This window comes from Mesorhizobium sp. M0478 (assembly GCF_040321305.1).
Classification (GTDB): Bacteria; Pseudomonadota; Alphaproteobacteria; order Rhizobiales; family Rhizobiaceae; genus Mesorhizobium.
This window is the reverse complement of record NZ_JAMYRH010000002.1, coordinates 617021-629380: the sequence shown is the minus strand read 5'-3', so window position 1 is coordinate 629380 and position 12360 is coordinate 617021. Positions and strand designations below refer to the sequence as shown.

The 12360-nt window shown below is 64.4% G+C and carries 11 protein-coding genes; 4 read left to right on the top strand and 7 right to left on the bottom strand.

What is annotated here, in order from left to right; genetic code table 11:
* Nucleotides 1-37: 37 nt before the first annotated feature.
* On the top strand, nucleotides 38-1702 hold the full coding sequence (locus tag NKI64_RS07490; RefSeq protein ID WP_352667263.1) for a Na/Pi cotransporter family protein: 1665 nt from the start codon (nucleotides 38-40) through the stop codon (nucleotides 1700-1702).
* A 95-nt stretch (nucleotides 1703-1797) separates the two neighbouring features.
* Nucleotides 1798-2979, top strand: coding sequence for an MFS transporter (locus NKI64_RS07485; RefSeq protein WP_352521312.1), 1182 nt, complete (start codon nucleotides 1798-1800; stop codon nucleotides 2977-2979).
* A gap of 7 nt (nucleotides 2980-2986) precedes the next feature.
* On the opposite strand, the gene NKI64_RS07480 is transcribed toward NKI64_RS07485, so the two are convergent.
* A complete protein-coding gene (locus tag NKI64_RS07480) occupies nucleotides 2987-3544 on the bottom strand; it encodes a GNAT family N-acetyltransferase (protein WP_023683792.1) in 558 nt (185 codons plus the stop codon).
* A gap of 109 nt (nucleotides 3545-3653) precedes the next feature.
* Nucleotides 3654-4103: a GatB/YqeY domain-containing protein gene (locus NKI64_RS07475; protein ID WP_352667259.1), complete on the bottom strand. Its 450-nt coding sequence runs from the start codon at nucleotides 4101-4103 to the stop codon at nucleotides 3654-3656.
* A 260-nt stretch (nucleotides 4104-4363) separates the two neighbouring features.
* On the opposite strand from NKI64_RS07475, the gene carA reads away from it, so the two are divergent.
* Nucleotides 4364-5581 (top strand): glutamine-hydrolyzing carbamoyl-phosphate synthase small subunit, encoded by a 1218-nt coding sequence (carA, locus tag NKI64_RS07470; protein WP_031197557.1) that lies wholly within the window; start codon nucleotides 4364-4366, stop codon nucleotides 5579-5581.
* 262 nt (nucleotides 5582-5843) lie between these two features.
* On the opposite strand, the gene NKI64_RS07465 is transcribed toward carA, so the two are convergent.
* The 3 genes from NKI64_RS07465 to ypfJ all read right to left on the bottom strand — a co-directional run bounded on the left by NKI64_RS07465 (nucleotide 5844) and on the right by ypfJ (nucleotide 9135).
* Nucleotides 5844-6761 (bottom strand): aldo/keto reductase, encoded by a 918-nt coding sequence (locus NKI64_RS07465; protein ID WP_352667255.1) that lies wholly within the window; start codon nucleotides 6759-6761, stop codon nucleotides 5844-5846.
* Entirely contained in the window at nucleotides 6758-8023 is a 1266-nt protein-coding gene (locus NKI64_RS07460) for a TCR/Tet family MFS transporter (RefSeq protein WP_023733296.1), read from the bottom strand. Before NKI64_RS07460 ends, NKI64_RS07465 begins: the two co-directional genes overlap by 4 nt.
* Nucleotides 8024-8199: 176 nt before the next feature.
* A complete protein-coding gene (gene ypfJ, locus NKI64_RS07455; protein WP_023672436.1) occupies nucleotides 8200-9135 on the bottom strand; it encodes a KPN_02809 family neutral zinc metallopeptidase in 936 nt (311 codons plus the stop codon).
* 186 nt (nucleotides 9136-9321) lie between these two features.
* On the opposite strand from ypfJ, the gene NKI64_RS07450 reads away from it, so the two are divergent.
* Complete coding sequence (locus tag NKI64_RS07450; RefSeq protein WP_031215366.1) at nucleotides 9322-11388, top strand: hypothetical protein; 2067 nt, start codon at nucleotides 9322-9324, stop codon at nucleotides 11386-11388.
* Nucleotides 11389-11416: 28 nt separating this feature from the next.
* Here NKI64_RS07450 and NKI64_RS07445 read toward each other — a convergent pair whose 3' ends face one another.
* Complete coding sequence (locus NKI64_RS07445; RefSeq protein WP_023672434.1) at nucleotides 11417-11605, bottom strand: hypothetical protein; 189 nt, start codon at nucleotides 11603-11605, stop codon at nucleotides 11417-11419.
* Nucleotides 11606-11696: 91 nt separating this feature from the next.
* The gene (gene mntR, locus NKI64_RS07440; protein ID WP_023672433.1) at nucleotides 11697-12152 is read right to left on the bottom strand and encodes a manganese-binding transcriptional regulator MntR; all 456 of its coding nucleotides are present in this window, start codon (nucleotides 12150-12152) and stop codon (nucleotides 11697-11699) included.
* Nucleotides 12153-12360 lie beyond the last annotated feature (208 nt).

The window sequence follows — 12360 nt, the reverse complement described above, 5'->3', positions numbered from 1 at the left end:
TCCGCGTCGCGGTCCCTGTCTGCGTGCGGGTTTCGAAATGAGCGGCTCCGTCGTCCTGCTGCATCTGGCGGGCGCGGTGGCGCTGATGTTGTTTGCCACCCGCATGGTCAAGACAGGCGTCGAGCGCGCCTATGGCGACGTGCTGCGTCACCGGCTGCGCTCCACCATGCGCAATCCGATCATGGCGGTTTTGGCCGGCTGCGGCCTGTCCATCGCGCTGCAGAGCTCGACCGCCGTCACGCTTCTCGTCGGCTCCTTCGCCGGCGCCGGCATCGTCTCGGGCATGTCGGGCCAATTGGCTGTGCGCGGCGCCGAGATCGGCTCGGCGCTGGTGGTCAAGCTCTTGACCTTCGATCTGACTCTGCTGGTGCCGATCTGCCTCGTCGCCGGCACGGTCATGTTCATGGCCACCGAGCGGCGCGACTGGCGCCAGTTCGGCCGCATCCTGGTCGGCATCGGCCTTCTGGTACTGTCGCTGGAGATGATCGGCCAGGCCTCGGAGCCGCTGCGCCAGAGCACGCTGATGCCGCTCATCATCGAATATTTCTCCAGCGACTACGTCACCGCCTATCTGCTCGCCGCGCTCGTCACCTGGCTGTTCCACTCCTCGATCGCCGCCGTGCTTTTGATGGTCACGCTGGCCGGCCGCGGCTTCATCCCGCCCGAACTCGGCATCGTGCTGGTGCTCGGCGTCAATCTCGGCTCGTCGATCATCGCGCCGCTGCTCACCCGAAGTGCCGAACCTGGCGTGCGCGTCGTGCCGATCGGCAATCTGTTGATGCGCGGCATGGGCTCGCTGGTGATGCTGATCCTGTTCATGACGCTGAAGCCGCCGGTCGCCTTCCTCGGCGCCACCGTGCCCGACCAGATCGTCAACGCCCACATACTGTTCAATGTGCTGATCCTGCTCGCCGGCCTGCCGCTTGCCAGCCTGATCTATCGTGCCTCTGAGAAGATCGTCGCAATGGGCACCAAGCCAGGGACGGCTACAGAGCTCGATGTGGTCGAACTCTCCGCCCTCAACGACGGCGCGCTCGACGTTCCGAGCCAGGCGCTGGCCAACGCCACCCGCGAGGTGGTGCGCGTCTGCGAGACGGTCGAGATCATGCTCAAGCGCATCATCGAGCTGTATGAAAGCGCCGACGGCGACAAGATCAAGGCGCTGGCCGCCCTTGACGACCGCGTCGACAGGAAGCACGCCGCGATCAAGCTCTATCTGGCCAAATTGACCAGGAACTCGCTCACAGAGGACGAGGCGCTGCGCTGCCAGGAGCTGATAGGCGCCTGCGTCAAGCTCGAGCAGGTCGGCGACATCATCGTGCGCAACATGCTGGTGCATGTGAAGAAGAAGTTCGAGCGCGGGCTGGAGTTCACGCCCGAGGGCTGGAGCGAGCTGCTCGCCTTTCACACCTCGGTGCTGGCCAATGCCAGGCTTGCCTTCAACGTGCTGGTGTCGCGCGACCCTGAGACCGCCCGCCAGCTGGTGCTGGAAAAGGACCGGCTGCGCGACCGCGAAAAGGAAACCAGCGCCAGCCATTTCGTGCGCCTGCGCGACGGCACCGCCAAGAGCGTCGAGACAAGTTCCATCCACCTCGACACCATCCGCGACCTGAAGCAGATCAACTCGCTGCTGGCGTCGATGGCCTACCCGGTGCTGGAAGAGCGCGGCCTGCTCGGCGGCTCCAGGTTGAAGGCGAGCTGATCAAGAAAACCTAAACCCGCCGCAAAAATTTCTGCATTGCCGGCAAGCGCCATCCATGATTTGAGGCCAACTCATTCAAGGATCGCTCCCGCGCCATGCTTCCGCTCATTGCCCTGTTCATCGCCGCCTTCGCTTTCGGCACCACCGAATTCGTCATTGCCGGCGTGCTGCCGCAAGTGGCCGACGGCCTTGGCGTTTCGATCCCGACCTCCGGCTATCTCGTCTCAGGCTATGCCGGCGGCATCGCGATTGGCGGGCCATTGCTGGCGCTCGCCACCAAGGGCATTTCCCGCAAGACGCTGCTGCTTTGCCTGACCGTCGCCTTCACCATCGGCCAGGCCGCTTGCGCGCTGGCGCCCGATTTTACCTCGATGCTGCTCTTGCGCATTGCGGTCGCCGTCGCACACGGCGCCTATTTCGGCGTCGCCATGGTGGTGGCTGTCGGCCTCGTGCCCGAGGACAAGCGCGGCATGGCCGTGGCTGTGATCCTCTCCGGCCTCACCGTATCCAATGTCATCGGCGTCCCGGCCGGCACCGCAATCGGCAATCTCTGGGGCTGGCGCGCCACCTTCTGGGTGATGTGCGCGCTTGGCGTGGTAGCCTTTGCCGCCATGGCTGCGCTTTTGCCGCGCACGACAGGCGCATCAAGGCCATCCGCCAGTCTTGGCAGCGAGGTTCGCGTGCTGGCGCGCCAGCAAGTCTGGACCTCGCTGATCCTGATGCTGACGTTGATGATCGGCCAGTTCGGCCTGTTCACCTACATCACCCCGACACTGCTTGAGGTGACCCATCTCGACGAGAGCCTGATCCCCTGGGTGCTGCTGCTCAACGGCGTCGGCGCCACCGTCGGTGTGTTTCTCGGCGGCAAGCTTTCCGATTGGAAGCTGATGCCGTCGCTGATCACCATGCTTGCGCTGCAGGCGGTGATGTTGGGCGTGATCTATGCCGTCAGCCCCTACCCCGTGCCGATGGTCATCGCCATCGTTATCTGGGGTGGCCTCAACTTCGCCATAGGCACGCCGATCCAGACCCGCATCCTGGCCTGGACGGCCGACGCCTCCAACCTCGCCTCCTCGCTCATCCCCTCCGGCTTCAATGTCGGCATCGCGCTCGCCGCGTCGCTGGGCGCTGCCATGCTCAATGCCGGCTACGGCTATCGCAGCCTGCCGGTTGTGGGCGCTGCCGCCATGCTGGTGGCGGTGGTGGTGGCACTTGCCTCCTACATCTGGGAGGGGCGCAGCCGGGCAGCGCCGCCGCTGCCGGCACCGGCCGAATAGCGTCGGACTACAAATCGATCCGGAACAACAAACTCTCGGCGCCGCCATACGCGGCGTCCTTGATGAACGGACCGACCACACGGCCGCCATTGGCCAGCACCACCTTCTGCGAGGCCGGATTGTCGAGGTCGGTGGTGATCTCGACATATGGCAAACCAACAGCCCTCGCCTCGTCCAGCATCAGCCGCAGCGCCTCGGTCGCATAGCCTCGTCCGCGCTTCCACGGCACCACGGCATAGCCGATATGGCCGAGCACATGCGACGGCAGCGCGGCCGTACCCGGCTGCCAGCGAAAGCCGATCGAGCCGGCGGCCTCGCCGTCCCAGATCCAGCGCCGGAAGCCCGGCAGCCGCGGCACGGTCGTGCCGTCCGGCAAGGTAATCGGGCCTCCTTTGGCCTCGGGATCGTCGAGGCTGGCAAGGAACGCCGCGGGATCCTCGTCGATCGCCGCAAGTTGCTCGCGCGTCGCTTCCATCAGCCGGACATTGTCCGGCGACCAGCCACGCTCGAGCGCCGCCTTGTAGGAGGGCAGATGTTCGAGCGTGGGTTTGACGATTTCGATCATGGTGGGTCTCTCCGGCAGGTCAAGGCTTGCTCGCTTAAGCCGGTGCGGACCGTTTCTTGCCCAGAGGTAATGCCCCTGCTCTCCTTCGCCATTGAAGTGGTGTCGGCTCCTACTGCAGCAGGCCTTTGACGATGCCGCTAGCCTTGCCGAAATCCATCTGGCCGGCATATTTCTGCTTCAGCACAGCGATCACCTTGCCCATGTCCTTCTGGCTGGTCGCACCGGTCGCAACGATCGCCTCGCGCGCCGCTGCAGTCACCGCCGCCTCGTCCAACTGCGTCGGCAGGAAGCCGCGGATGATCTCCATCTCGCCACGCTCCTGCGCCGCCAGTTCCGGGCGCTTGCCGTCCTCGAACGCCTTGGCCGATTCCTCGCGCTGCTTCACCATTTTGGCCAGGATCTGCAGGATCTCCTCGTCGCTGGCGGGGTCCTTGGCCGAGCCGCGATTGGCTATGTCGCGGTCGTGAATGGCGGCCTGGATGAGCCGCAGTGTCGGCAGCCGGTGCTTGTCCTGCGCCTTCATCGCGCTCTTCAGGGATTCGGCGATTTTTGCGCGCATGATGCTTTCTCCTTCGAACGGTGCGGACAATAACGGTGGCGAACTCGTAAAGCAAACACGCCAAGCCTCTGATATTGTTCGACGAAACAAATGCTCGCCGTTTTTGGCACGGGCATCATTGACCGCTCTGGCGCCTTCCCCTATGTACTCGGCCTTGCACAAGACAAAGAATTGATGCGCGCAGGCTCGAGAGATCGGCCGCGCCGTTTGCTGCGCAGATGGCCCGCCATCGAAGCGCGCAGCGTGACAGGAGCGTCGCCATGGCCGAGATGACCCCCGGACTGACCCCGCCTTGGGCAACCGAAAAGCCGACCGCCCTTCTGGTGCTGGCCGACGGCACCGTCATCGAGGGTCGCGGCCTCGGCGCCACCGGTTCCGCCGTTGCCGAAGTCTGCTTCAACACCGCGCTCACCGGCTACCAGGAAATTCTCACCGACCCGTCCTATGCCGGCCAGATCGTCACCTTCACCTTCCCGCATATCGGCAACATCGGCACCAATGACGAGGACATCGAGGACTTGAACCCGGTCGCCCGTGCCGGCGCCGTCGGCGCGGTGTTCAAGGCCGATGTCACCAACCCGTCCAACTACCGCGCCGGCACCGGGCTGGACCAGTGGCTGAAGAAGCGCGGCATCGTCGCGCTGTCGGGCATCGACACCCGGGCGCTGACCGCGCTGATCCGCGAAAAGGGCATGCCCAATGCCGTCATTGCGCACGCGCCCGACGGCATCTTCGACCTCGACGATTTGAAGCGGCGGGCCGCCGCCTGGTCGGGCCTGATCGGGCTTGACCTCGCCAAGGAAGTCACCTCCGGCCAGTCCTCGGTCTGGCGTGGAACGCCCTGGGTGTGGAACGAAGGCTTTGGCGAACAGGCCGAGCCGTCGATGCACGTCGTCGCCATCGACTACGGCGTCAAGCGTAACATCCTTCGCCTGCTTTCCGGCCTCGGCGCCAAGGTCACCGTGGTTCCGGCCGGTACCGGTTCGGAAGAAATCCTGGCCATGCAGCCCGACGGCATCTTCCTCTCCAACGGCCCCGGCGACCCGGAAGCCACCGGCGACTACGCGGTGCCGGTCATCCAGGACCTGCTCAAGACCGATATTCCGGTGTTCGGCATCTGCCTCGGCCACCAGATGCTGGCCCTGGCGCTCGGCGGCAAGACCGCCAAGATGCACCAGGGCCATCACGGCGCCAACCACCCGGTCAAGGATCATACCACCGGCAAGGTCGAGATCGTCTCGATGAACCACGGCTTTGCCGTCGATGCCGACTCCTTGCCCGAGGGCGTCGAGGAAACCCATGTCTCGCTGTTCGATGGCTCGAACTGCGGCATCGCGCTGACCGGACGTCCGGTGTTCTCGGTCCAGCACCACCCCGAGGCCTCGCCCGGCCCGCAGGACTCGCACTATCTGTTCCGCCGCTTCGTCAACCTGATCCGCGAAAAGCGCGGCGAGGAACTGCTGGCCGAACGGGTTTGATTTTACAGGTCTTCGTCTAGCCGTTGCCCAGATCGTGATGCTCCGAATAGCCGGAGTTACAAACGCGGCGCGATTGCCCTTGTCTTGGTCAATGGAATAAACCGGTCACCGGTCTGTTTGTGACGGCTCGAAGCGACGAAGGCTTCGAGAGCGCCGACGGCAATCCCGTGAGCCCAAGCCCTCCTCATCGCTTCGCTTGCGCGCCGCATTAAGGGACGAAGCACACACCTATGGCGGGTTCGAAGTTCGCGCCTGGGTGACCTTACGCCACCGGCCGACCTTCGCTGGCCTCCAGTATGGCGAACCATTGCTGGCGGCCGAGGTCGATCTCCAGCGCCTTGACCATGACGGCCAGCCGCTCGGGCTTCATCGTGCCGAGCACCGGCGCCAGCCGCGCCGGATGACGCAGCAGCCAGGCGGCGACGGCGGCGAGATCGCCGGCGCCGATCTCGGCAGCCACCGCCGCGATTGCCGCCCTGACCCGCGCCTCGCGCCCTTCCTTGCCGGTGAACAGCAAGCCGCCGCCGAGCGGCGACCAGATCATCGGCGCATAGCCGAGGCGTTGCGCGTGATCGAGGCTGCCATCCACCAGCGCATTGGTTTTCAGCACCGACATCTCGATCTGGTTGGTGGCCAAGGCAAACGGCAGCCGCGAAGCCAGAAGGTCGAACTGCGACGGCGTGTAATTGGAGACCCCGACCGCTCTCACCTTGCCCGACTTGACCAGCCCGGCAAGGGCCGCCGCCGTCTCGTCGGCATCCATCAGCGGATCCGGCCGGTGCAGCAGCAACAGGTCGAGATAGTCGGTGCCGAGATTGGCGAGCGAACGGTCGACCGAGGCGGCAATGTGGGCCGCACTGGTGTCGTAATGCTTCAGCCGGTTCTGAGGCCGGTTGGCCGATGCCAGAATGATGTCGCATTTCGAGATCAGCTCGATGCTGTCGCGCTTGCCCTTCCAGCGCGACAAGCCGGCGCCAAAGGCAGCTTCCACCTGGTAATGCCCGTAAATATCGGCATGGTCGAAGCTGGTAAGGCCGAGATCGACCGCAGTGCCGATCAGCCGCGCGATCTGGTCGGCGTCCGGGCGCGCGGCGCTGTCGAGCAGGCGCCAGGCGCCGAACACCAGCCGCGACAGCGACAAACCGTCCTTGGTCAGCTCTATGCGGCTGTCATGGCTCATATCTGGGCTCCATCTTCCGCAGCGCCGGTGGCAACGCTTCTCACCGCCGTCGGCCTCGCAACTTTCGTCACAAAGACAATGACGGCAAGCGTCAGGAAGCACGCGCCAACCAGATAGGGGGCGCCGCCGAACACTACGGGCGCATTCGGTCCGGTGAACCAGGAAAAGATCGCGGTGTAGAGCAGCGGCGTGATGATCGAGGTGATCGAGAAGATCGACGTCATCGCACCCTGCAATTCGCCTTGCGCCGATGGCGGCACCTTGGCGGCGGCAAGGCTTCTCAGCGGCGGATCGGCCAGTGCTTCGAGGCAGCCGACGACGATCACCGCATAGATCATCCAGCCTTGCGAGGCGAAGGCGTAGCCGAAGGCGCTGGCCGCAGTAAATGTCAGGCCGATCACCGCCGTCCTCCATTCGCCAAGTTTGGGGATCACGCGCGGCAGCACCGTCGCCATGACGATCGCCCCACACAGGCCGAAGGCGCCGAGCGAGAAGCCGATCTGCTGCTCGCTCCAGCCATAACGATAATTGGACACGAACGACCACACCGCAGGATACATCATGTGGCCGAGCGTCATCAGGAAGAAGGCGAGCCCGATCCAGCCGATGCCCTGATATTGGCGCATCTGCAGCAGCGTGCCGACCGGGTTGGCGCGTTTCCACTCGAAGCGGCGGCGGTGCTTTTCATCGAGCGTTTCAGGCAGGAAGAACATGGCGATGAGGAAGTTCACGAAGGCAAGCCCGGCGGCAAAGTAAAACGGCACTCGCGGCCCGAACGTGCCGAGCAGCCCGCCCAGCACCGGCCCAATGACGAAGCCGACGCCGAAGGCGATGCCGAGCAGACCGAAATTCTTCGCCCGGTTGTCGTCGTTCGAGATGTCGGCAATGAAGGCCGACGTCGTCGAATAGCTGGCGCCCGAAACGCCGGCCAGCACGCGGCCGATGAACAGCATCGGATAGGACCAGGCGATGGCGCAGATCAGATTGTCGATCGAGAATGTAAGCACCGAGGCAAGCAGGATCGGCCGCCGCCCGAAGCGGTCGCTCAACCCGCCCATGATTGGCGCGAAGAAGAACTGCATCGCCGCATAGACGAAGAACAGCCAGCCGCCTTCGATCGCCGCTTCGCTGATGCCGACGCCGGAAAGCTCCCTGAGAAAGGCCGGCAACACCGGCATGATCATGCCGAAGCCGATAATGTCGAGCAGCAGCGTGGTGAAGACGAGCGCAAGGCCCCGCCTGGCGGTTTTGGGGTCGATCATGATGGCGTCTGCTCCCTGAGACCGCCCTTGGGCGGGCGCCCGTTATAGGCGAGGCGCCACTTTGGAACAATAGGAGAACGCCTCAGGCGTTCTCCTCCTGACATCTGTTGCCGGTGGTGAATCGGCCCGCCGACGGATGCGCTTTGAACCGCGGTCGGCTGGAACTTGCGAGCGCCTCAAACCGGACCGGTCAGCGTGTTGCAATCCGACAGCTTGCCGCTCTTGTAGCCGCGCGCCAGCCAGGTCTGCCTTTGCTGCGACGTCCCGTGGTTGAAGCTTTCCGGAACGACATAGCCCTGCATCTTCTTCTGCAGCGTATCGTCGCCGATCTGCTTGGCGGCGTTGAGCGCCTCTTCGATGTCGCCCTGTTCCAGAATGCCCTTCTGCGCGGTGAAATGCGCCCAAACGCCGGCGAAGCAGTCGGCCTGCAGCTCGATGCGCACCGACATCTGGTTGGCTTCCGCCTCACCCATCGACTGCCGCATCTGGTTGAACTTGGGCAGGATGCCGGTGAGGTTCTGCACATGGTGACCGACTTCATGGGCGATCACATATGCCTGGGCGAAATCCCCCGAGGCGCCGAACTGCTGGTCGAGCTGCTGGAAGAAGGTGGTGTCGAGGTAGACCTTGTGGTCGCCGGGACAATAGAACGGTCCGGCTGCCGTCGAGGCGGAGCCGCAGGCCGAGCGGATCTGGCCGCTGAACAGCACAAGCTTCGGGTCCTCGTATTTCAGGCCCTGCGACTGGAAGATGCCGGTCCAGGTCTCTTCGGTCTCGGCCAGCACGGTCGCCACGAACTGCTTCATCTCGTCGGAAGCAGGCGTGCCGGCGCCGTCGTCCTGGCCGCCGCTGTTGTCGGTAATCTGGCCACCGCCACCCGGCAGCACGCCGCCGCCGTCGCCGCTGCCCAGGATCTGCGACGGGTCGAAGCCGAAATACCATCCGGCCAGCACCACGAGGACGACCAGCAATATGCTGCCGCCGCCGCCGGTGCGGCCGCCGATCGGGATGCGGAACTGGCCAGGGCTGCCGCCGCCGAAACCACCACCGCCGCCGCTGTCGCTGCGCTCGTCCTCGACATTGTCACTCTGACGGCGGCCCTTCCAGAGCATGGCAACTCCCCGTATGCAAATTTCGGCTGGCGTGGCCGATGTCGTGGCCCAGTCCGACCCAACAGACAATTATCGCAATGGTTGCGCCAAGTCACAGTATTTTTCGTGGCGGCGGCATCGTGTTCGCACTCTGGTCGAGGCGGCATGCGCGCTGTAGCATCCGGTTCGAACGGGGGTGTCGGGGACTTGCGGACGATCGGTCGATTTCTGCTGCTGGCGGTGGTGCTATGCCTCGGCCCGTCGCCGGCGCGCGCCGTGACGCTCGATTCCAGCGTCGCCGTAACCGATCCCGAGACATTGCAGGCGCTTGAGCGTGGCGGCCTCTCGATCAGCCGCCTGCTCGGCCCGGCGCTGGGTCTCACGCGCGAGGTCGACAATCGGGGCCTGTTTTCGGTGCGCGCGCTGACCCCTGTGCGCAACGCCGTCAAGCAGGAGATCGCCGACGAGCCTGCCAATAGCCCCGATCCTTACGTCGCGGCCATGGCCAAGTCGAAGGACACCAGCCAGAAATTCAACCCGAAATACATCGACGATGACGGCTCGACGCTCGACCTGACCGGCGTCGTCAACCGCATGGACCGCGGCTATCTCGGCCACACCGAATGCGGCGAGATCAGGCTGATCTACCGCTTCCACTATTCGGTGGCGGAGAAGCCCACGAAGGGAAAGACAGCGCAACGCATCTCGTCGCGGCTGCCGCTGACCATGGGTCTGGTCTTCAACGCCAGGCCCGGCGAGGCTCGCCCCCGCGCTTCGAGAGACCGTCCAAGCGCCACCGCCGTTTCCTGTGCCGAAATCGCCAAGCGCTGGCTCGCCGCCGGCCAGAAGAACCTTGCGCCCGAGCAACTGGCAGCCTGGCTGCGCTCCGACGAAGGGCCGCTCTCCAACGCCATGCTGAATTCGTCGCAGATCATGCGGCTTGAGCTGAACATGCAGGTTCTCCGGCTGTCGGCCTCGAGCCGCCGCGACTTCGGTGGCCACGCCGAATATCTCCTCAAGATTTTCAAATGGGACCCAACGACGTCCACCTTCCAGGAATCGAAGATGGAGAACCAGATCGACCGGAAAGTGGTTCTGGCCGACCGGCCGGCCTTCGCCAAATGGCTGCTCACCGACCGCAACCTCTACGACCTCGATCGCGGCCGGTTGGTCATCGACGACAAGTTCCTGGCGACCAGCGCCGTCTCGGTCGCACCCGGCGGCATGGCCAGGTCGCAAAACAATATCGCCTATGGGCTGCTCGACGATGCCGACATCGACAAGGCACTGCAGGACTATGTCGCCAAGGGCAACGAGCTGCGCAGCGTGAAATCGGTGGCCGGCTTCAATCTGCGTCTCAACGAAATGACCTGCACCGGCTGCCACCAGACGCACGGCATTGCCGGCTTCCATTACACCGGCGCCGATCCGGCCAGCGAGCCGCGCCGCAACGCCGTCTTCGTCCCCGGCTCGGCGGTGTTCTTCGCCGACCTGCCTCGCCGCCGCGCCATCGTCGAGGACTTCGCCGCCGGCGGCCATCCGGATTTCTCACGCGGCTTCGCCGCCCGTCCGGACGCTAAACTCGCCGAAGCGCTGAAAGGCACCGATCTCTACAATGGCTGGGGCTCGATCTGCTACAGCGGCAAGGATGCCAGCTTCAAGGACTGGAGCTGCGGCGAAAGCCTGCGCTGCGCCGGCGTCCATGAAAGCGACATCCATCCGGGCTTCGGCACCTGCGTCAGCGAGGCGGCCACCGCAGTCGGCGACCCCGTCGAGTTCGGCGAGATTAAGATGTCGAGCTGGGGCAGCGACAAATATTGCCGCCTGTCGCCGGCCACCGCAAAAGCCTGCGCCATCGATCCGGCGCGCGACAAGAAACCGGTAATCAAGCTCGCCGGCTATGGCGCGGCGCGCCAACGCTACGACAACCCCGAGCAGAAGACCGGTGGCTTTCCCGGGGGCATGCTGCGCAAGGCAAGCTGCGACAAGCTTCCCGACGAGGCGACTTGCGGCCGCCTCGCCAAGACCGGTTTCAACGACTGCATCGCGTCGGGCAAGGACCACAAATTCTGCACCAAGGAATTCACCAAGACCGCCGGCCTGCGCGCCTGCGACAAGGCGCATCCCTGCCGCGAGGACTATATCTGCACCGCCGGCTACGACGATCTGGCCGCAGCCAAGCCTGGCAAGGGCTCCTGCATTCCGCCCTATTTCATATTCCAGTTCCGCGTCGACGGCCATCCGCGCAGTTGGGTGCAGGACACCGAGGAATGAGCGGCAGGTTGCCGCTTGCGAACAGAACTCAGATCTTCTGCTTGGTGCCGGCGCTTTTGCCGTCCGAGCTTTTGGAGCGTTCCTCGAAACGCGCGGCGCCCTTTTTCAGCGCATGGCCGGTTTCGACCTCGGTCTTGCGTTCGTCCTTTGCCGCTGCCTGCCTCAAACCCTCGGCCGCCTGCTTGCCCTTCGCGGTCGGTGCCTGTTCGACGCCCATGTTTTCCTCCTTGGCGCGCGACAATGACGCGCAACGTCAGGAGCAACGAGCCTGACGTGCGGAGGTTCCAGTGGTGCGGCCCCGGCACCCCTCAGCGCGGCGCGATCATCGCCTTGCGAAAGGCTTCCAGCGTCTCGGCGCTGACATGATGCTCGATGCCCTCGGCATCGATGCGCGCCGTCTCGGCGCTGACACCGAGCGAACGCAAAAACGCTTCTACCGTCTGGTGGCGGATGCGGCTCTCTTCCGCCACCTTGCGCCCGGCGTCGGTCAGGAACACACCGCGATAGGGTTTTCTGGAAACGAGCCCGTCGGCGCACAGCCTGGTCAGCATCTTGGCCACCGTCGGCTGGGCGACACCGAGCCGCGCAGCAATATCGACCTGACGCGCCTCATTGCCGTCCTCGATCAGGTCGGCGATCAGCTCGACATAATCCTCGACCAGCGCGCCGCGGCGCGCTTCGCGCTGCTGCCGGAACCCTTTCGAATGAATCTCGGCGTCAGGCAGCGGCTCCTCGCGTCCAACCGGTCTGTGCTTCAGCGCCAACACGCGCTCCTTCCTATCTTTTGACAAGAATCGGCTTTGGGCAAAGCAATCGCCCTTTGCCATTCATAGCACGGGCTTAACTGTTCCAGCCGTTTATTTCCATTCCATGGTAGGCGCAACCGGCGTTTGCGATCCCCGGCCGGCCTGCCGGTCGGCGCAACAGGAAGCACATACAATGAAATATAGCCTATTGCATAATGTTGAGCCC

Bases quoted from the DNA above. Each gene is read 5' to 3' on its own strand.
- NKI64_RS07490 (WP_352667263.1), top strand. From the start codon at position 38: ATGAGCGGCTCCGTCGTCCTGCTGCATCTGGCGGGCGCGGTGGCGCTG.
- NKI64_RS07485 (WP_352521312.1), top strand. From the start codon at position 1,798: ATGCTTCCGCTCATTGCCCTGTTCATCGCCGCCTTCGCTTTCGGCACC.
- NKI64_RS07480 (WP_023683792.1), bottom strand. From the start codon at position 3,544: ATGATCGAAATCGTCAAACCCACGCTCGAACATCTGCCCTCCTACAAG.
- NKI64_RS07475 (WP_352667259.1), bottom strand. From the start codon at position 4,103: ATGCGCGCAAAAATCGCCGAATCCCTGAAGAGCGCGATGAAGGCGCAG.
- carA (WP_031197557.1), top strand. From the start codon at position 4,364: ATGGCCGAGATGACCCCCGGACTGACCCCGCCTTGGGCAACCGAAAAG.
- NKI64_RS07465 (WP_352667255.1), bottom strand. From the start codon at position 6,761: ATGAGCCATGACAGCCGCATAGAGCTGACCAAGGACGGTTTGTCGCTG.
- NKI64_RS07460 (WP_023733296.1), bottom strand. From the start codon at position 8,023: ATGATCGACCCCAAAACCGCCAGGCGGGGCCTTGCGCTCGTCTTCACC.
- ypfJ (WP_023672436.1), bottom strand. From the start codon at position 9,135: ATGCTCTGGAAGGGCCGCCGTCAGAGTGACAATGTCGAGGACGAGCGC.
- NKI64_RS07445 (WP_023672434.1), bottom strand. From the start codon at position 11,605: ATGGGCGTCGAACAGGCACCGACCGCGAAGGGCAAGCAGGCGGCCGAG.